A 19,343-nucleotide genomic window follows, 5' to 3' on the forward strand; every position below is an offset into this window, starting at 1 on the left:
GGTTTTTGTAGCCCACTCTACTGAGCAGAGGCCAAAGAAAAGCAATATTTCTATATAAGCGACGCTTTGGCAGGAGAGTTCACGGACCAAAAACCCTGCAGGGAATTGCTGCCAATTTATCTAAACATAAAGCGTTAAATTTAATATATGGAGTTCGAATCGATCATTGTATTGCTGGTGGGGCTACTGGCAGGAGGAGCCATTGGGTATTTGGTAGCCAAAACAAAAACCAAACCCGTAGAAGACCCATCGGCAGACCTGCGTGTAGAACTCCAGATGGAGCAGGAGCGCCATACCCGCCTCAGCCAGGATTTTGCCCAGGTCAATCAGGAGCTCAAAGCCGAGCGCGAAAAGGTAATGGCTCTCAGCAGTGACAACTCCAGCCTCCAGGCCAACTACAAAAACCTGCAGGAGCGCCTGGGTGAGCAAAAAGAAGAACTGGAGCAGCTGCAAAAACGCTTTGCGGCGGAGTTTAAAAACCTCGCCAACGAGATTTTTGAAGAGAAATCTAAAAAATTTACCGACCAAAACAAGTCCAACCTGGATGACCTCCTCAAGCCTCTGGGCGAAAAGCTCATGAACTTTGAGAAGCGCGTGGAGCAAAACAGCAAAGAGTCCCTACAGTGGAACACCTCCCTGAAAACCGAGCTGTCTCACCTCAAAGAACTCAACCAAAAGATCACCAAAGAAGCCGAAAACCTGACCAAGGCACTCAAGGGAGACACCAAAGTACAGGGCAACTGGGGTGAAGTGATCCTGGAGCGCATACTGGAAAAATCAGGACTGGAAAAAGACCGGGAGTACTTCCTGCAAGAGTCTTTTACCAGTGAAGAAGGCCGCCGCCTGCGACCGGATGTGATCATCAAGCTGCCGGACAACAAAAACCTGGTGATCGATGCTAAGGCTTCGCTGGTAGCTTATGAAAAATACGTGAATGCCGACTCAGAAACTGAGCGTGATCAGTACCTCAAAGAGCACCTGCTTTCGCTCCGTGCACACATCAAAGGACTCAGCGAAAAAAACTACCACAAGCTATTTGATACCGGCACACTAGACTATGTGCTGATGTTTGTGCCTATAGAGTCGGCCTTTGCGCTGATGGTACAGCAGGGCGGAGAGCTCTACAACGAAGCGCATGACAAAAACATCATCATCGTAAGCCCGGCAACATTGATTGCCACACTACGTACCGTATCCAGTATCTGGAAACACGAGTACCAAAACCGCAATGCACTGGAAATTGCTCGTCAGGGAGGTGCTTTGTACGATAAGTTTAAGTCGTTTGTAGACGACCTCACGGAAGTGGGCAAGTCGCTGGAGAAATCCAAAGCGCAATATGGCGAGGCGATGAAAAAGCTGGTGGATGGCAAGGGCAACCTGATCAGCAGAACCGAGCGCCTGAAGGAGCTGGGTGCCAAAACCAGTAAAAGCATGAATGAAAAAATACTGGAGCGCGCAGGAGCTACGCCAGAGCAGCAAGAAAGTGAGCCCCCTGCCACCAACGAATTATTTGGTTAAGCAATAAATAGAGGATTTTTAGAAGAAAGATGCAGTTGACAGCAGACAACAAATTGAAAAACCTGGTGATCGTGGGTGATCGCGTACTGATCCGCCCTAAGAAAGAAACCGAGAAAACATCTAGCGGGATCTACCTACCACCGGGAGTGCAGGAAAAAGAAAAGGTACAGAGCGGCTACATCGTAAAAGCAGGCCCTGGCTACCCCATGCCCATCCCTATGGACGAAGACGATAAATGGAAGCCAGAAGAAGAGCAGGTAAAATACATCCCGCTGCAGGCCAGGGAAGGTGACCTGGCAATATTTCTTCAGAAAGGCGCCTATGAAGTGATGTACGAAGGAGAGAAATACTACATCGTTCCCCAAAACTCCATTTTGATGCTGGAGCGTGAGGAGGGTTTGTTTGACTAAGCGGTAAAAGAAACCGCCTGTATGGCTACTTCTGACAAATAGCGTGACCGGATGAAAGCGATCATATCCTCTAGTTCGTGGAGATATGATGTGTCCGTCGCGGCGCTATGGTGTCGCTGTAGGTGGTAGATGATACGGGAGGCTACAGTTGCTTTCATTTTAGATGTCGTTTGTGATTAAAAACCTTCAAACCCGGTGCCTTCCTCCACAAATTCATAGTGGATGTATTTTTTCATGACCAGCAGCTTGCTGGTCATGCGTAAGTCTTCGCGGTACCTGATGATGTTTCTATCTATGTGATCTATGATCCGGGCCGCACAGGACTTTTGCAATAGGGCGATATTCTCCATCTTCATCATTGGGGTATTTTGGGTGTTGTCTGAGTGATACGAAGTTGGCGAGACTATCGCAGGACACATGGTATTATTCGTCTAAAGGATTGAATTTAAAGATGAATGCTACTAAAGCTGATCAAACTTTGGAGCTGACATCATATAGTGGAGTGCCAGTGCTGCCTGGGCACTTTGTGGTTTCACATAAGTGCCATGTATAAACTTCTTCATGCCAATCATACGCTGAGAGACCGTGCGTTCTTCAAAGTTCATCAGGGCGTTTACTTCCAGGTGGCAGATGATTTTTTCAGCTATCAGCTTGAGCTCATTGTTCGCTTCCATAACGAGTACATTTTCCGGGTTCTTAGATAGATCAAAGATGCACCAGAACATGCCCCGTTTTAAGTTACTTAGTTGAGAGCTCAGTTTTACTCGTCGAACGCTCCACGATATATCGGTGAGATTTAAACCTGACGGTCAGCAAGGTATTCTTTGGCAAAGTAGGTAAGGATCATATCCGCTCCTGCTCGTTTGATAGCCATGAGCGACTCGTCTCTGGCCCGGTCTGCATCCAGCCATCCTTTTTCGCCAGCAGCTTTGATCATGGCATACTCACCAGATACATTATAGGCGGCGATGGGCAGGTCGTAGTTGGCCTTTAGGTCAGCAATAATGTCCAGGTAAGCCAGTGCAGGCTTCACCATGAGTACGTCGGCTCCTTCTATGTAGTCCAGCTCGGCCTCTATGAGTGCTTCACTGCGGTTTGCAGGATTCATCTGGTAGGTCTTCTTGTCGCCAAACTTTGGCGCAGAGTCCAGAGCATCCCTAAATGGCCCATAAAATGCACTGGCATATTTCGCAGTATAAGACATGATGCCCACCTGGCTGTAGCCTGCATCATCCAGGATGTCACGCAGGTAGCCCACACGTCCGTCCATCATATCTGATGGCCCGATCATGTCGATACCCGTTGCAGCTTGTGCCAGGGCCATTTTGCCCAGCACGTCTAGCGTCTCATCATTGATGATCTCTCCATCCCTCACTATACCATCGTGTCCATCAGAGCTATAGGGGTCCATGGCCACATCCGTGATGATCAGCGCTTCGGGAAACTCGCGCTTGATCGTGGTGAGTGCCTGTAGGTAAAAGAAATTCTCATCATAGCTGCGGGTAGCCATCTGGTCTTTATAGGTCTCCTCCACTACGGGAAATACGTCAAAGGCTTTGATGCCCAGCTTCAGACAGCTTTCTATTTCCTTGAGCATCAGATCCAGACTGAGTCGAAAGATTCCGGGCATGGAAGCCACCTCTGATTTTTGGTTGGTTCCTTCCAGTAGGAAAAGTGGCAAAATCAGGTCGTTGGCTGTCACATGGGTTTCTTGTGCCAGTGATCGTATAGCGGCACTCTGTCGGTTTCGTCTGGGTCTTCTCTGCATGCGTGCAAAGGTAAACTACCCACGCCTAGTGCCCAAGCAAGTCTTATTGGAGAGCAGTCTTCAGTCGGAGGATTTTTCCTTCGGTACCCACGGCATAGCCCACACCGGCAGCATTGAAGTCTACGGCCCAGTAGTTGGCACTGTCCAGGTTGCTAAAGCTGGTAAAGTTGTCTACGGCATAGTCTAGCCCATTTGGTCCACATACCACCAGCACCTGGTGGGCACCTGCCTGAAACAGGTCGCTACCATAAAATGCTCCTTTCGTCACGGGAGGGCCTTGCAGTGTCCAGTTTTTGCCACCATCTGTGGTCTGCGCTATGTTTGCCGAGTAGCCGTCGGTCAATGCCAGGTCGCCACCCACTATGGTGCCCTGCTGCGCATCGAGCATCCGTATGGAAGTAACCCCTGCCGCATCACCACGGATGAGCGGCGCCTCTGTGTAGGTCCAGCTGTTGCCAAAATCTTGTGTCATAAGCACACGAGCATTGCCACCAGCACCCGTAGCGATCCATGCTTTACCTTCTGGCTGTACAGCTATACACGTGCCACTGGCAGCAAAACCGCCCTCACCCTCGCCTGCCGCAGGCAGCGTGGCTGGATCTATCCGGCTCCAGGTTTCACCACCGTCTTCGGTCTTGAGCACAAACAGCTCCCCATCGAAGCTATCACCAAAGGCAAGCCCTTTTTGATCATCCCAAAACTCAATGGTGTTTAAAAAACCCCGTACATATGGCATCTGATAAACTTGCCGAAAGCCCGCGCCCGCCTCATACATGATGATCTGGCTGAGCTCACCAGGCCCGGCACTCATCAAGAGTACCTTGTCTTTGGAAAACGCATGAAGGTCACGAAACTGCAGCGTGTCGCCCTGCTCATATACGAATGCCTCCCAGTTTTGACCACCATCGGTAGTACGAAGAAAGGTGGCCTCATGCCCACTCACCCAGGTGGTTTGCTGGTCTACATGGCTGATGGCCTGCAGCAAGGCGCCTGTAGGGCTCGTGAGCGAGTCTTTTTCGAGTACGAGTTGTTTGGGCTGGCAGCCCCAGCAGAGGGCTAGTACTACGAGCAATTGAAGGGGCTTTGTCATGCTATTTTTTGTATTTATCGTTGAGTCCCACACCGGCGAGGATCATAGGAGTAATCTTCTCCAGGCGCTTTTGTTTGGTATCGGCACGCTTGGCATCTGCGATGTACTCGGCATATTCTTTTTGTTTTCCGGGGGTGAGGCTGTCAAACTGCTCGGAGAGTTTGGCGTCCTGGCTCAGGACCTCCTTTAGCTCGTCGGGGATGACCAGCGGCTTCTTTTCGGGCTTGATTTCCTTGCCCTGCTTTTGGTTTTCGATGGCTTCCAAAGCATACGCCCGTACTACCTCCTCGTCTATCGCTTCCAGGTTTTCAAACCGCATTTGGCGCATGCCCCTGGTTTTTCCTTCCTGTGCATTGATGAGTATCCCTTTAGGATCTGAAAGAAATGACCCGTTGAAAAACCACAGTCCAGTGTAGGACTTGAATGCCCCGATGCCTACCACATTTTTTCCGTTGATGGTGTAGGTGGGGATGCCCCATTTCACGGTTTCTACCAGCTCGGTGCTATTGAGGATTTCACGAAGCTTGGTGAGCTCAGCGGCGTATTCGGTATGTTTGGAGAGGTATTCTTCTACCGTTTTGTTCTTTTCCATGGGTTGAAAAATGGTTTTTTGGGTTGTCAAAAAATTGAGCCCAAGATAACCAATTTCCTACTGATTTTGGCGCTGGTCCAGGTAGTGAGGTATGCCCGCAAATGTGCCCGAAAGCTCCCGCCCTGAAGCTAGCTCCACATCGAAGGTTAGCCTGTAGGTGCCATCGTGAGTAATGATAAGCCGGATTTCTCCAGACTCAGCGGGGATGCCTTCCTGACTGCTTCTACCAAAAAAGAACCTGCGAAAAACATCCTGCTCAGGCACATCTTCCAGTTCATCTTCTCCAAGCATGGTATATACTCCGGGCTTCAGCCCTTTTTGCCCGGCAGCAAACAGCTCCAAAAAGATGTAGACATCATACTGCTCAGTAAGGGTGAAAATAGTGTTTCCCCGATCGGTAACATGGCGCTCAAACATGGAAGACTCGCCGATGAAGGTCATGTCAACATTGTAATGAGACTCAGCATGATTTCCCCAATCTTCTAATAGCACGTCCGAAAATATATAGCCTTTGCGGCCATAGCTCACCTCCGAAATTTCCTCTTCGTACTCCAGGCAGGAGGTGAAAAGCAACATAGATATCAAAGAAATGCAGAGGAGTCGGAACATACGCGTAAGAATTTGGGCCAGTGGCCTTTCCTACAAGATACCGATTCCTCCGCAGAGAATTAGGCTGCGGGGTTGGTTTTTTGCCGCATGATGAAGTCATAAGCCTTGTACAGCACCAATATCTCCAGGATCATAGCCGGAAACATCGTGACCATACCTACGAATACAAAAACCACCGTCATGAAGCAAATCCCCGTGATAATCTCGAGAATACCGGCCACTTTGGCACTTTGTCCGAGGCTGTCCTGGAGCTTCATGAGCGACACACCAAACACCACCTCTGCTGCACCGATGAGAATGATCATAACCATCATGCTGATGCTATTGAGCTCTACATGATCGGGATAATAAATGGCCAAAACCACATCGGAAAAAGAAATCGCAGCGATCACAAAAGCATAGACGTAGGCCGCAATGCGAATCTGATGGTTTTCGAAAAGGCTGCCAACACCTACAAATCCTCGCATGAACAGGAAAAACGAAATGGCTACCAGCAACTTGAGCGTGGCATAAAAAGGAATCATGGAGCTTTCTATGCCGTCTGATAAAATGAGCGCATCAGCACCGATTTCGAGCATGAGCATGATGAGATAGACAATGCCAGCAATCCAGCTGGTGTTGAGGCTTTCTTGCTGCTGTGTGAGTGATGTTTTGGAAAGTGTCATTTTTTGGATGAAGTTTGGTTTTGGTTCATCAGCCTGCAGGCTGAGCCGATTCCAGTCATCCAAATCATACTCCAATGCAGCCAGCAAGATTTTCACGGTAGCAAAGCGAGGTGTGACTTCTCCAGCTTCTATCCGCTGAATGGTACGCACGCTTACATTGCTCTGCGCTACAAGTTCCTCTTGCGTCCAGTTTTTTTCTTTTCGGATGGCTGCCAGGCGCTGACCTAGCTGTGGTTGATTCATCATTGGTATTCTGTTTGGATATGACTTTCGACGCTGGCAAGGTAGCAGCGCCCATTTCTTCCCACCAAAAAATACGCCCGTCATTCGCCCGTCATTCGCCTGACACATGCGATTGCAGCGAATAGAGCTACATTTTAAGCTTATACATCTCCGAATTGAAAAGTGGAACCAACGCAAGCACTACGGCCTGCTCGTAATACTCGGTACGCCCCAGCACTCCACCCGTGAGTGAGCCTACGGCACCACCCGCCTGTTTAGAGTTGTGCTCCGCAAACACCTGATCATTGGCATGGCCTAATTCTACTCCCTTATCGATCAACTGCGTGACTTTTGGCGGCAGCAAAAAGGTCCCCGTACGCGCTTTGCCATCACCCGCTTTGGTTTGGATCACCACCCAGGCAAAAGCTATGTATCCTTCCATGGTGTGATGAATGCCTCCTTCGATCCCTACCCAGTAGTCCGCATCTGGCATTTCCCGCTCTGCATTGCATGCACGGTTTACGGCTCCGTGGAGGGTTTCGCCATCCGTCATCGGCTGAGCAGACACGTCAGAAGGTACACTCACCCCCTGCACCTCTAGCTCATACTCTGGGTACAGCCGTTGAAAGCCTTGTTTGGTCGCATTGATTTTTACTGGGTTTTCGGAAGCAACGATGATTCGTTTTTTCATATCAGATCGTCTTCTTGGTAAAGTTTAGCACCCAAAGCTACCATGTCCACAAGCTCATTGGTCATTTCATCACTCAATTTTTTGATATGAAAGCAGCTTTTTCCCTTGAGGAATTTTTTCAAGTCATCGCTGAGCGAAAAACTGTCGGGGTGCGTGTAGATCGGAAAAAAGTACAAGCGGATGTCTTTCGGCTTGGGCACTACACTGGCAAAGTAAAAGCCATCTACCTTTTGCCGCCCCTGCATGGCAGGTTTTGTTCCTGCTACTTCAAACACGTTGGGATTGTCTTTGCGCACCTGCATCGGTGGCACATGGGCCTTCAGGCAGTTTTGGAGGGCCGAGCGAATTTCGTCTAAAGTGGTAATCATTTTCGTATGGTAAGCGGTAAAAATAATGGTTTGACCGAAAGAGAGACCGGTCATGCACTTACCTTTGCCGGCCTATGTGGTTACTCCTGGCTATTGCCTCAGCATTCTTCTTAGGGTTTTATGACATTTTCAAAAAGCTGGCGCTAGACCGAAATGCGGTACTCCCCATTTTGTTTCTATCCACCGTAGCTGGCTCTATCATTATGTTGGGGTTTGTGCTTAGCTCCCGCACCGGGCTGATACCAGCAGATCACCTGGCTTTTGTACCCACACTTACTGCTCAGGAGCATTGGCTGCTCGTACTCAAAACGTTGATCGTGCTCAGCAGCTGGATTTGCACCTATTTTGCTCTGAAGCACCTGCCACTTACCATCTTCGCCCCGATTAGGTCTACAGGACCCTTGTGGACTACACTGGGAGCCTTTGTGATTTTTGCCGAACGGCTCACTCCCATGCAGTTTGCTGGCGGTGCACTGATTTTCATTTTTTTCTACCTGTTTTCTACTGCCGGCAAGCTGGAGGGCTTTTCGTTCCGCACCAACAAATATGTCTGGCTGATGATCACTGGTACGCTACTAGGATCTGTGAGTGCACTATACGATCGCTACCTACTGCGCGAAATCAACGTAATGGCAGTAGAGGCCTACTTTACCTTTTACCAGACCCTTTTGCTCATTCCCGTACTGGCCATCTTTTGGTATCCCAATCGCGCGAAAAGCACGCCATTTAGCTGGCGGTGGAGCATTCCATTTATTGGGCTTTTTCTACTCATCGGGGATTACCTGTACTTCTATAGCATCTCGCTGCCCGACTCGCTCATTTCTATCATTGCTTTGGTACGCCGCTCCAATGTGGTGATCGTTTTCATCTTCGGAGCACTGATTTTCAAAGAGCATAACATCCGTAAAAAAGGATTTTACCTTATAGGAATACTCGTAGGGTTGGTCTTGCTGGTACTCGGCCGATAGCTAGTTCACCTCAGGGTTGATCCAGAGGTGGCTGTACCAGTACCAGTTTCCTGATTTGTCTGGAACTGTGAGCGTATAGAGTGTTCGTCTGCGGTTAGCGATACTGGTTTCGCTCTTTACAGACACCTTGTTGCCATCTCGGCTGATGGCACAGTCGCCACCCTGCACGAAGCACTGCAGCTGATCGAGTTGTAAGTCGTCATTGTGAAAAGTAACCTTAAGTGAGGGCGTCTCTTGGCCGGCAGGCAGCATGAAACTTTTCTGGTCCACAGTCACCTCAGGCACATGCATGCGTGCCTTTTCGGCAAATTTTTTGGGGTCTGAATAGTACTCCGACATGGGAAAACGAGGACACCGCATCAGGTCCGTGGAGGCGCCAATGACACCTGAGTTTTGTGCCGCGGCGGCTTCAAAATACTCCGAGACGATGGCTTTCATTTTGGCGTCTAGCTCGCCATAGGGGTAGGCAAATGTAACTGGCGCCTCTCCCAATTGCTCTTTGATCAGGTCCTGACTTTTTTGAAGCTCTGCCTCAAAATTTTTGTAGCGACTGCTCGCCGGTTGATTCAGAAAGTAAGCATGGCTGTGCGTGTGATTGCCAATTTCTATACCAGCATCTTTCGTTTGCTTGATCTGCGCCCAGGTCATGTAATCACTTCCGCCTACAGTCTCGGTGTTGATGTAGAGTGACGCCGGAAAACCATACTCACGGAGTACCGGCAATCCGTTTTCGAAAAAGCTCTTGTAACCATCATCAATCGTAATTACCGCTGTTTTCTGAGCCGGCCCATCTCCTTTGAGGTATTGGATAGCCTCCGCAAACGTGAGCACCTGATAGTTGTGATCTTTTAGGTATTGAAGGTGGGCCTTAAAGTGGTCTATGGAGACGTTAGTAGACGCAAAGCGATCGTCACCAAACCGGTGATACACAAAGCAAACAACTTCTTTGCCCTGGGCAATAGTCTCTTCAGGGTTTCCATCCGATTTTGCCGTTCCACAAGCGATCATGAGTAAGACAACTACCGAAAACAGTGAAAATTTCATAGCTATTTGGGTTTCTTCACAAAGTATTTTGGGTCGATACGAAAGGCATCGTACCTGGTCAAATCATTTTGGCGAATGATTGTTTGCAGCTGATCTACATAGGCCATACGCCGCTCAGAGTAATACTTGAGGTGAGGCAACAGCTGCTGCACTTGCTGAGTCTCAGCTCTGGCTGCTCTAAAGTGCCTGTAGGGACGTGCGCGGGCCATGGTCTCGAAGTAGTCCTGAATGGAAGCTGCCACATCTTCGTATTTGCGCAAATACACATTTTGGTCTTCACGCGCCAGTGAAGCAGGCATACGCGGCTCATCAGCATCGTAGGACCAGATACCAAAGAGATTGTTGCCTTCCCGAAAAAAACGAGAGGACCCCCAGCCGCTTTCTACGGCCGCCTGAGCCAGCACAATACTGCTGGGGTGGGTAAGCATCCTATCTGGAAGCTCCGAAGGGTGCGCTCCTCCAAAGCGCTCCTGCAATTGGCTGAGGTAGGTAGAATCTGACGGAGACCACTTATCTTGTGCCAGCAAGCCCAGCACACGCTCACGCTCCGCGGCAATCCGGTACCTGGCGATCAGCACAGCGGGTAACACCGCACTGATAAATTTTTCTTTGCTTTCATCTACCGGTAGGCTTTCGAATGACGGAAGCTGCTGATACAGTACTGGTTTCACCAAAGAATCCGTAACTGACACTATTTCTTTAGGAGAATTGGGGATTACCGTTTCTGTTTCTAACACCGTGACGTACTCCCGGCAACCTACCAATAGCAGGATGACACCAAGTTTTAAAAATTTCATTGCTTGCTTAACGCCCAAGCCCTGCCAAGAGTTTTGGCAGGGCTGATCAAAAAAGGCCTGCAATGGATTGCAAGCCTTTTCATCAATCTTAAACACATCAGCGATCGCTACTGGGCGTACCCATAAAACTCTGTCAGTGTTTTATCAATAAAATCATTCATGAGCCCTGTGGTCCTGGCTACATACTGATCACCGTCACAGGAGGCAGTGTTGGTTACCTGGTCTACTTTGTTGGTAACAAATACAACTCCATAATAGGCTGGTGTGGTAGATGCCGCTGATACTTCCTTAAACTTCTCGTCTTTGAACACGCCTTCTATCGGAACAGGCTTTTTCAGTGTCGCCACCAGGTAGGCATTGGCCGAGGCGCCCGGTCCACTGCCGGAGGTAAACTTGACCCTCGAGTGCTCGTAGAGTGACGTCATGCCATCCATACCAAATGCAGACCCCATTTGAAAATCAGTTTTGGCTTTGACCGACGAAAAACCAATCATATTGGAGGAGTTTGTTTTCATTTCGATGAAGGGAAAGGCGAAAGACGCCTCTATGACTACCGCATCATCCAACTCTTTAGATATGCGAGGCGTGCGATCAATAAATGTCTTTTTCTCACGGCCCTTTTTGGTTTCTTTCTTCACCAGGTACTGCGTGCCAGTGGGTGTTACCGATACATAGCCCGGTAGATTGGCGTAGTTTACCTCTCCACCGTCTTTGAGCTCCCAATCTTCGTAAAATGGAATCCCTGCTGCTTCTGCTGTGGTAATTAGTTCGTATCCGTTGCTTTTGAGGTCTTCCACAAAGCGCTGGTAGACCTCATCGGTGATTTTTTGAAAATCCGGAATATCTACTCCATCTACTGCTACGGTCATAGTTGTAGAGGTATTGCCACGATAAGATCCACCACCTAGCTGGCGGCCACCTTGAGATTTGGCAGTAGCCGAAGCAGTCACGTGAAAGAAAACTTTGAAATTAGCGATATAGGCCTTTTTGGGTGCCTTTTTAAACTTCTTTTCTCCATAGCCACCTTTGGTAGAAAATACCTCCGATAGCTCCTGGGCATTGCCGGCAAATGAGATCGCTGCGACGAATAGTAAGGTGTAAGCGAGCTTTTTCATGATTTTTAAAATTTTGGTGATATCCAAAGGTCCTCAACATCTGGCTCCAAAAACATACCCTCGTGGGGGCAAATGCATATACCCTGAAACACGGAGGAGCGCTTATCTTTTACTCATGAACGCAAAGCCCCAGGAGAGGTTAAAATTGAACCCGGTGAGTGGTTTTTTACCGATCTCTGTAGTAAAGACCGAGGGCCCCAAAAAGCGATAATCTCCATCGTGAGGGCTGACATACCACTGAAAGCCTACACGCCAGCCAAAAACACCATCGGCCGTGAGCCCCTCATTGGCAGCGGGGTTGGCAATATCTGAAACGGGCAGCAACAATACATCGCCATAAAAGCGCGAAAACCCTGCTCCGATGCGCTCTACATCATTGTTTACGCGAGTTTTGACATAAGCCTGCGAGGTGAACTGCCCACCGAGGTAAACACCGGCCAAATTGATGTCGGAGGTGGTGGTATAGCTCATGTCCTGAGCCCCCAGCCTGCGGTAGTGCACCCCACCACGCACTCCTATCTGATTGAGGTATTGTCCATCCGGTACTTTGATGTACTTCGTTTCTTCGATATTGTATTTTTTGCCGTTTTCGTACTTGGTATCGGCATAGGGATTATAGCTCAGAATGACAGGGACGTCCTTTTGCTTATTGAAAGACTTTAGCGGTAGAAACCCTCCTCCTTCTACCAAAAAAGTGCCACCAAGTCCATCAATGCCATTGTACACATCATAGCGAAAAGCGCCCTCCAGATCCAACGCACTCAAACCATAGCGAGCATTGGCACCCACATAGATACAGAGTGCCGTGGCATTGTAGTCCATCCCAAACTCAGGTGCTATAAATTTTGAATAGGCTTTTTCGGGCTGATCTTCGAGCACCTGATAGGTCACCTGCTGACCAATAGCTGATGAAATTATGAAGCATAGAATGAGAGAAAGTATCGTTTTCATGATTAGGCGTTTTTTCTTCAAAATTCGCGTTCACCATGTGCAGATGTAATCCCATCTTCACTGCATTTGTATATACCGTGAGCACGGTATGCGGACTAAAAAACCATCATAACTGCTGCCAGTGCGGTAGTACCAATAATAAACCACCGGTAATACATCTCGGGAATTTTCCGAACCACGACAATTCCTAAAAAGGCACCGATTGCTACAGCGGGAATCGTACTCAGGTCTAGCATGAAGGAATTCCAGGTGATGGTTTCCCACGCAAAAACATGAAAAGGGATCTTAAACCAGTTGACGATCATAAAAAACCAGGCAGCCGTGCCGATGTATTCGTTTTTGGGCAAGCGCATGGTCAGTAGATACAGCGCCATCACAGAACCCGCCAGATTACCCACCATAGTAGTAAACCCACCCAATACTCCCAGCAAGGCAGCAAACCATAGTCCTTGTGGGATATGGGGATTTTTAGTGCGCTCCTGCCACAGCATGATGCCCAGGCTCCCGATGATGATCACACCCATGATGAGCCGAAACATCTGGTCGTCTATCTGTTCGCCTACATAAGTACCTATAAGAATGCCTAAAGCCGCCCAGGGAAAGAGCCGCAGCAAGTGGCCCCATTTGGTATGCCTATGATAGTAAATCACCGCAAATACATCTGCGATGCACAGAATGGGCAGAAGGATTCCGCTAGACTGCTTGCCTCCGAAGACGATAGCTAACAGAGGAACGGCAGCCATTCCGGCACCATGCACTCCGGTTTTGGCCATGCCTATGAGCAAAGCGGTAATGAAAAATAGAGCTACCTCGGCGGTAGTCAGATGAAAAGAAAAAAGGTCGATCAAGTGCGCTTAGATGAGATTGTTTGCGTAGGCAAACTTAATCAAGCCCACAAGATTGTTAGTATTCGTCTTTCGAAAGATGTTTTTACGATGTGTCTCCACTGTTCGCTCCGAAATGAAAAGCTCCTCAGCTATCTGCTTGTTCGTAAACTCCTGAGAGATCAGCTTGAGCACTTCGCGCTCTCGCTCGGTGAGCAGGCGCTGCTCGCCTTCACCGTGTAGTCCATGTATGAGTAGGGCATTTACATCAGAACTGAGATAGGTTTTTCCTTGCTTGATGGCATAGATCGCATCGATCAGCTCTTTGTGTGAGTCCTTCTTGATCAGGTAGCCATTTACCCCCTCTTTGAGTATTTCTTTTACCAGGTGTGCCTCATCATGCATGCTAAGCACCAGTATTTTAGTGTCCGGATATTTTCTTTTGATTTTTCGCACGAGCGAAAGTCCATCATCGTCGGGCAGGTTGTAGTCAGTAATGAGCAAGTCTATCGGCTGCTGGGTAAATGCATCGAGCGTATCTGCCACGGTACCCGCCGTGCCCACAACCTGAAATTCTGAGTGTTCCTCAATGATTTTTTGTAAGCCACCAATGAGTACGGCATGATCATCAGTCAGAAATATTCGCATATAAGATAAGGCAGTGTTTTTTTGGAAGAAAGATAGCAAATTCATAGCATGCTTCGTCTTTAGGGGTACACGCATTGGCTAAATAAGCTGAACTTTTTGTCGGTTGCCATACCCTGAGCAGGGTATATTGGGTGTGAATGCTGTTAGCGATACAAGCGCTCGTCCAGCACAAAGGGTGCTATTCGATTGGTGATCTTTATCTCGCTAGCCTCAGGATGCATTGGGTTGATCAAGACATTCGTCTCCTGAGGCACGATAGCTGATGGTACCTCCAGTGCCAGACATTCATTTTGCTGAAGAAAATTTGCACCCATTTGCTGACTGACTCGATGGTCCGAATCGGAAGCCGGCCACTGGTCGGGCAGGTCGGACAAAGCTAGTTGAACGATATCCTCAGGAATCTCCAGTGTAATCAGCGATAGGTCACCGCCTTGAAAAAGGTGCATGTTGTGCGCCAGATATTCCAGGCACGCCAAAGCAATACTACCCGCAGTGTAAAGCATGGGCATGCCCACAGGATTCCAACGCCCACCGAAAAGCCCGGCACCTTTTCCGCTAAGATCGGCTGCATACTTTTGGTGACAAATACGATAAACCTCCCTCATGCCAATACGCCATGCTGCATACGACCTATCTGCTGAAGCAGCATGCGGATGCCAAAGCTATTCTGTAAGAGCTTTTTGGGAGGCACGTTACCAAACGTGATGTTTGGTGTTTGCATCCATTGGTAAAATCCTTCTCCAAATGCGTCTAACCCCTCACGGTATACCTCTTCTATTTCGAGGATTTTCTCGGTGACAGGTGGCTGAAAGACTTTTTTGCGCTTGTAGGTATCTATAGAGACAGGCAGCAACTCAATGAGCTCCTCCACAGTCATTTTGGTGAAGCCCAGCAGGTATTTGATGTAGGACTTGCTAGTGGCCTTGGCTGCCAATGTGTAGAAACTCACCTGGCCATAGGCCACGGTGGGCTCGGAGAGAATATTGACTGGATCAGGTTGTTGTGAGTATTTTGCCATAGTGTAAATTTACACAATACTCATTGTATTTTTACACTTTTTTCTAAGTTTTCAGCGCTTACCTCGACAAGTGTAGCATTGACTATCAGCGTGTTACCCATTCTGCCTGGCACCGTATCCAATTCCAGTTCTCCATTGATCAGGTTGGCACGGGAATTCATGTTTTTCCAGCCATTGCCGCTACCATTTAGTAGTTTTCCCTTTTCAAATCCCTGGCCATTATCTTCTATGAGCAATGTCAATTCCTGCTCATCGCGAGTAAGCTGAATAGTGACTCGGCTCGCATCAGAATATTTCAGAATGTTGTTGACCCACTCTTGTGTGATGCGGTAGAGCGAAATCTCCTGGAGATCACTAAGGCGCTCCTCCAAGCCAAAAAAATCCACCTGCACACTTAACTTGCCAGAAGCAGACACTCGTGCGGCAAACTCCCGAACAGCCGCTGGCAGCCCGTTTTTGATAAGTGTCTGAGGCATGAGGTTAAAGCAAATGTTTTTCAGTTCGCCATACATTTCTTCCAGCACCTTTTCAGATTCGGCAAAAATGCTCTGGCGGTCAGCACCATTGTTTTCTAGTGAACGTAAGTTGAGGTTAAGAATAGATATCAGTTGACCAAAGCCATCATGGAGGTCTTTCGCAAACCGAGAGCGCTCTTTTTCCTGAGAAGTAATAGCCGCTGTGATTTGGGCCTCACGCAGCTTGTTTTGTTCTTCTTTTAGCTTGTTTTGGAAAGCCAGTTTTTTGCGCTTGTAATAGTGAAAGCCCAACGTGAGTAAGATCAATGCAGACGCCAGCACACCCAATGTAATCATGTCCTTCTGCTGGATTTTTACCTGCTGCTCAGCGAGAAGACGCTCTTTTTTCTCAGTTTCGTATTTGGTTTGCAGTTCTGCAAGAACTTTTGATTTTTCAATGTTAAAAAGGCTGTCTTCCAGCGCTTCAGCTTTTTGCAAATGATAAAACGCTTGATCATAGTCACCCACAATACGGTGGATACTTGCCAAAGAATCGTATGATTTTCGGGCCAAATCCGGATACCCCAAAGCACTGCAAGCTTCAATGCATTGCTCATAATTTTGTATAGCCTCAGGCCACATCTGCTCTTTTCGGTACATATCTCCCATCATCTTGTAGTTGTCCACCAGACCCTGGTAGTCACCTATTTTAGACCGGATATCGTTAGACTGACGAAAGTAGTCTTCGGCACCCTGTAGATTTCCCTTCCGCTGCTCCATATCCGCCAGGTCTATGAGTGCGTAGCCCAGCCCGACACTGTCTTGCTCCTGCACACGTATTTGATAGGACTTGAGGTAGTAGGCATCAGACCGTTCGAAATCCTTCTGGATCCAGTAAAATGTCCCTTTCATACCGTATGCCGTACCTAATGCTTCTTGATCTCCGGCTTCTTTAGCTAGGTGCTCTGCTTCATCCCACATTGCCAATGCTTTAGATGGATCTCCAGCTTTTCGATAGTAATTACCCAACTCATTGCAGATTCTGGCCATACCACTTATATCCTTGAGCGAGTCGTACAGGTCATAGCTTCTATGGCCGGCAGCCAGCGCCCGGTCGTAGTGGCCGGTCATATACATAATCACCGAATGATTCTTTTGGGCAAGGGCTTCACGCTCTGGCCATTGATTTTTTTGGGAGTAGCGCACTGCCCGTGAGGTCAGCTCTTTGGCTTCTTCGAAGCTGCGGCTGTATATTTTGTAAAAGTGCGTATTCACTGAATCCACCCATTTGGCATCATCTGTAATGGTGTGTGGCATGCCAGACTGCTCACATGCGCACCACAAAAGCACGCCCAGGCCTAAAATCCAAACTTTCATGTGTTGACATTTTAGGAAAGATAGGAGGTTTCTACGGATTAGTTACCTCATAGCCATCTTGAAAAACTCCGGGTAGAGTGGCTAATAAAATGAGAAGCAAGGCAATCTTAAGCTTCACGTAATTCTGACTGAGTGTGGACAGCTACCGGCACATTCAATATGAGCGAATTACCGCGCCTGCCAATTACCGTTTCCAACTCCAGTTCTCCGTGAATCAGGTTTGTTCTGGAGTTTATGTTTTTCCAGCCATTGCCCGAACCGCTGATTAGCTTTTGCTTATCGAATCCTGAGCCGTCATCTTCCACCATCAGCGTTAGTTCATGCTCATCTTTCGTGATTTGAATGGAGACTTTTTTGGCGTCCGAATATTTCACAATATTATTTACCCATTCTTGTGTGATTCGGTAAAGGGAGATTTCCTGGAGGTCTGAAAGCCGCTCTTCCACCCCGAAAAAATCAGTGGTTACCACCAGTTTTCCAGCAACAGACACTCGTGCAGCAAATTCATTCAAAGCCGCCGGCAGTCCCTTCTGTATAAGTGTCTGAGGCATGAGGTTAAAGCAAATGTTTTTCAGTTCGCCGTACATTTCTTCCAGCACTTTGGCCGATTCCTCAAAGACTTCTTGCCTGTTGTTGGCACCGTTTTCCAGTGATTTCAAATTGATGTTGAGTATGGATATTAGCTGACCAAAGCCATCATGGAGGTCTTTGGCAAACCGTGAGCGCTCTTTTTCCTGAGAGGCTATTGATGCCGCTATTTGGGCTTCCTTGGTTCGTGTTTGCTCCTCTTTTAGTTGGTTTTCGTATCTAAGTCTCCTGCGCTGCAGCATCAGTCTACCTACCACCACCAGCACAATCAGCCCCCCCACCAATCCTGCAGTGAGTATATTTTTTTGCTGCAATGCCACTTTTTGTTCGGCTATTTGACGTTCTTTCTTTTCTGTCTCGTACCGGGTATTGATTTCTAGCAATTCCTTGTTTTTGGCAATATTAAAAATGGAGTCACGCACAGCCGTACGCTGCTTAAAGTGTGCCAGAGCGGCACGGTGATCACCCAGGTCTTCATTGACTTTGGCCATTTGGCCATAGATATGTTGGACAAAATCCAGAAAGTTTGCCCGCTCGGCTATAGGCAACGCCTTCTGGAAGTAAGAAAGTGCTTCTTCCAGTTGCTGACGCTGATAGAGTGCTTCACCAATATTATTTTGCACGATCGCATAGCCTACAGAATCTTTACTGAGAAGTTTAAATTTAGCTGCTCGCTCAAAGTACACAATGGCCTGATCATGTGATTCAAGCTGTGAGTATGCCTGAGCAATGTTGTCGTAGTTAAAGCTCAAGCCAAAGGTATCCTTCGCTGCTTCTTTGTGTTCGTTGGATCGAAAAAAGTACTCCAGGGCCTTTTCAGGTTGATTTTGCTGTAAAAAACTTTCCCCGAGGTTATTGAGACTATTTCCCATTCCAATTTCATCTCCCGATTCCCTGGCCAGCTGGTAGCCCTCCTCAAAATAGGTTCTGGCCTGATCGTAATCCCCTTGCTTTTTGATCAGCGTCCCGATCAGGTTGATGGTTTCGCACTGTAGGGCAGAGTTACCCACTTGCTCATAGGCAAGCACTGCACGCTGATATGCCTCCACCGCAGGTGCAAATTCTCCCTGACAGTAGTGAGCAAGCCCCAGCTCTTTGAACCAGTCTGCAAGGACAGGAGCTTCTAGCTGGGCAGTATCTTGTTTTTGTAGAAAAGTCAGAGTCTCCTGGCAAGACACTTTTTTGGCAGCAGCCAACTGATCATAAAATGATTGAGAAAAAGTGTTGCCTGAAAGCATCAGGCATACCAATAGGCAGGCAATAGGTTTCATAATAGGCGAATATTCGGCGAGTGACGAAAATATAACTTTGCCCTTAATTCACCTAGAAGGATTCGATTATCAATTCATTTTTTCCAATGAATTTTCACAGGTAGATCTGATGGTCTTTAGAAAACCGACGGATGTTGTCTTTGAGGTTATCCAGCACCTCCTCCAGGGAAAGCTCTGTGCCTTCGAGCCCTTCACAGCTTTCGTAGAGGGTTTGGATGAAGTTTTTCAGCGCAATGTTTTCATTGCGTAGCTTTTCCAAATCCTGCTGACAGAGAAAAAGGTCTTCCTTTTTGTCTGCCAGCTCAGATTGGAGTTGATCCAGCGATTTGTTTTCGTCAAACATGGACCCTGAAA

At 48.0% G+C, this 19,343-nt stretch carries 24 protein-coding genes; 3 read left to right on the forward strand and 21 right to left on the reverse strand.

Annotation, left to right across the window (positions count from 1 at the left end; all coding sequences use genetic code 11):
• Positions 1-147 precede the first annotated feature (147 nt).
• Together rmuC and C7460_RS05175 are read left to right on the forward strand one after the other, a co-directional pair.
• A complete protein-coding gene (rmuC, locus tag C7460_RS05170; protein ID WP_115867013.1) occupies positions 148-1,518 on the forward strand; it encodes a DNA recombination protein RmuC in 1,371 nt (456 codons plus the stop codon).
• Positions 1,519-1,547: 29 nt separating this feature from the next.
• Entirely contained in the window at positions 1,548-1,928 is a 381-nt protein-coding gene (locus C7460_RS05175; protein ID WP_115867014.1) for a co-chaperone GroES, read from the forward strand.
• Here C7460_RS05175 and C7460_RS23625 read toward each other — a convergent pair.
• The 10 genes from C7460_RS23625 to C7460_RS05220 all read right to left on the reverse strand — a co-directional run bounded on the left by C7460_RS23625 (position 1,925) and on the right by C7460_RS05220 (position 7,933).
• Positions 1,925-2,086, reverse strand: coding sequence for a hypothetical protein (locus tag C7460_RS23625; protein ID WP_170147894.1), 162 nt, complete (start codon positions 2,084-2,086; stop codon positions 1,925-1,927). The two genes, C7460_RS05175 and C7460_RS23625, sit on opposite strands and share 4 nt — an antisense overlap.
• A gap of 18 nt (positions 2,087-2,104) precedes the next feature.
• Entirely contained in the window at positions 2,105-2,287 is a 183-nt protein-coding gene (locus tag C7460_RS05180) for a hypothetical protein (protein ID WP_147302855.1), read from the reverse strand.
• Between the two features lie 102 nt (positions 2,288-2,389).
• Positions 2,390-2,602 carry a hypothetical protein gene (locus C7460_RS05185; protein ID WP_115867016.1) on the reverse strand — a complete coding sequence of 71 codons (213 nt, stop codon included), beginning with the start codon at positions 2,600-2,602 and terminating at the stop codon, positions 2,390-2,392.
• 122 nt (positions 2,603-2,724) lie between these two features.
• A complete protein-coding gene (gene hemB, locus C7460_RS05190; RefSeq protein ID WP_115867017.1) occupies positions 2,725-3,696 on the reverse strand; it encodes a porphobilinogen synthase in 972 nt (323 codons plus the stop codon).
• Positions 3,697-3,739: 43 nt separating this feature from the next.
• The gene (locus tag C7460_RS05195; protein ID WP_115867018.1) at positions 3,740-4,786 is read right to left on the reverse strand and encodes a beta propeller repeat protein; all 1,047 of its coding nucleotides are present in this window, start codon (positions 4,784-4,786) and stop codon (positions 3,740-3,742) included.
• A gap of 1 nt (position 4,787) precedes the next feature.
• Positions 4,788-5,378 (reverse strand): YdeI/OmpD-associated family protein, encoded by a 591-nt coding sequence (locus C7460_RS05200; RefSeq protein WP_115867019.1) that lies wholly within the window; start codon positions 5,376-5,378, stop codon positions 4,788-4,790.
• Between the two features lie 57 nt (positions 5,379-5,435).
• Positions 5,436-5,987 (reverse strand): hypothetical protein, encoded by a 552-nt coding sequence (locus C7460_RS05205; RefSeq protein ID WP_147302856.1) that lies wholly within the window; start codon positions 5,985-5,987, stop codon positions 5,436-5,438.
• A 59-nt stretch (positions 5,988-6,046) separates the two neighbouring features.
• Positions 6,047-6,898 (reverse strand): helix-turn-helix domain-containing protein, encoded by an 852-nt coding sequence (locus C7460_RS05210; protein ID WP_170147895.1) that lies wholly within the window; start codon positions 6,896-6,898, stop codon positions 6,047-6,049.
• A gap of 124 nt (positions 6,899-7,022) precedes the next feature.
• Positions 7,023-7,565 (reverse strand): inosine/xanthosine triphosphatase, encoded by a 543-nt coding sequence (yjjX, locus tag C7460_RS05215; RefSeq protein WP_115867022.1) that lies wholly within the window; start codon positions 7,563-7,565, stop codon positions 7,023-7,025.
• Positions 7,562-7,933, reverse strand: coding sequence for a hypothetical protein (locus C7460_RS05220; protein ID WP_115867023.1), 372 nt, complete (start codon positions 7,931-7,933; stop codon positions 7,562-7,564). The genes yjjX and C7460_RS05220 overlap by 4 nt, the downstream gene beginning before the upstream one ends.
• Before the next feature lie 74 nt (positions 7,934-8,007).
• Between C7460_RS05220 and C7460_RS05225 the strand changes: the two genes are divergently transcribed.
• Positions 8,008-8,901 (forward strand): EamA family transporter, encoded by an 894-nt coding sequence (locus C7460_RS05225; RefSeq protein WP_115867024.1) that lies wholly within the window; start codon positions 8,008-8,010, stop codon positions 8,899-8,901.
• On the opposite strand, the gene C7460_RS05230 is transcribed toward C7460_RS05225, so the two are convergent.
• The 11 genes from C7460_RS05230 to C7460_RS05280 form a co-directional block, all read right to left on the reverse strand.
• On the reverse strand, positions 8,902-9,945 hold the full coding sequence (locus tag C7460_RS05230; protein ID WP_115867025.1) for a polysaccharide deacetylase family protein: 1,044 nt from the start codon (positions 9,943-9,945) through the stop codon (positions 8,902-8,904).
• A gap of 2 nt (positions 9,946-9,947) precedes the next feature.
• Positions 9,948-10,742, reverse strand: a complete 795-nt coding sequence (locus C7460_RS05235) for a glucosaminidase domain-containing protein (protein ID WP_147302857.1) — start codon at positions 10,740-10,742, stop codon at positions 9,948-9,950.
• Positions 10,743-10,849: 107 nt separating this feature from the next.
• A complete protein-coding gene (locus C7460_RS05240) occupies positions 10,850-11,857 on the reverse strand; it encodes a hypothetical protein (protein ID WP_147302858.1) in 1,008 nt (335 codons plus the stop codon).
• Between the two features lie 102 nt (positions 11,858-11,959).
• The gene (locus C7460_RS05245; RefSeq protein ID WP_115867028.1) at positions 11,960-12,808 is read right to left on the reverse strand and encodes a hypothetical protein; all 849 of its coding nucleotides are present in this window, start codon (positions 12,806-12,808) and stop codon (positions 11,960-11,962) included.
• Between the two features lie 95 nt (positions 12,809-12,903).
• Positions 12,904-13,656, reverse strand: coding sequence for a sulfite exporter TauE/SafE family protein (locus tag C7460_RS05250; protein ID WP_115867029.1), 753 nt, complete (start codon positions 13,654-13,656; stop codon positions 12,904-12,906).
• A 6-nt stretch (positions 13,657-13,662) separates the two neighbouring features.
• Positions 13,663-14,325 carry a response regulator gene (locus C7460_RS05255; protein WP_115867030.1) on the reverse strand — a complete coding sequence of 221 codons (663 nt, stop codon included), beginning with the start codon at positions 14,323-14,325 and terminating at the stop codon, positions 13,663-13,665.
• 98 nt (positions 14,326-14,423) lie between these two features.
• Positions 14,424-14,885 (reverse strand): RES family NAD+ phosphorylase, encoded by a 462-nt coding sequence (locus C7460_RS05260; protein WP_115867031.1) that lies wholly within the window; start codon positions 14,883-14,885, stop codon positions 14,424-14,426.
• On the reverse strand, positions 14,882-15,298 hold the full coding sequence (locus tag C7460_RS05265; protein WP_115867032.1) for an antitoxin Xre/MbcA/ParS toxin-binding domain-containing protein: 417 nt from the start codon (positions 15,296-15,298) through the stop codon (positions 14,882-14,884). The genes C7460_RS05260 and C7460_RS05265 overlap by 4 nt, the downstream gene beginning before the upstream one ends.
• Before the next feature lie 20 nt (positions 15,299-15,318).
• The gene (locus C7460_RS05270; RefSeq protein WP_115867033.1) at positions 15,319-17,130 is read right to left on the reverse strand and encodes a tetratricopeptide repeat-containing sensor histidine kinase; all 1,812 of its coding nucleotides are present in this window, start codon (positions 17,128-17,130) and stop codon (positions 15,319-15,321) included.
• 107 nt (positions 17,131-17,237) lie between these two features.
• Complete coding sequence (locus C7460_RS05275; RefSeq protein ID WP_115867034.1) at positions 17,238-18,989, reverse strand: tetratricopeptide repeat-containing sensor histidine kinase; 1,752 nt, start codon at positions 18,987-18,989, stop codon at positions 17,238-17,240.
• Between the two features lie 94 nt (positions 18,990-19,083).
• Positions 19,084-19,332 carry a hypothetical protein gene (locus tag C7460_RS05280; RefSeq protein ID WP_115867035.1) on the reverse strand — a complete coding sequence of 83 codons (249 nt, stop codon included), beginning with the start codon at positions 19,330-19,332 and terminating at the stop codon, positions 19,084-19,086.
• Positions 19,333-19,343 lie beyond the last annotated feature (11 nt).

This window comes from Marinoscillum furvescens DSM 4134, from assembly GCF_003386095.1.
In the GTDB taxonomy this organism is placed as follows: domain Bacteria; phylum Bacteroidota; class Bacteroidia; order Cytophagales; family Cyclobacteriaceae; genus Marinoscillum; species Marinoscillum furvescens.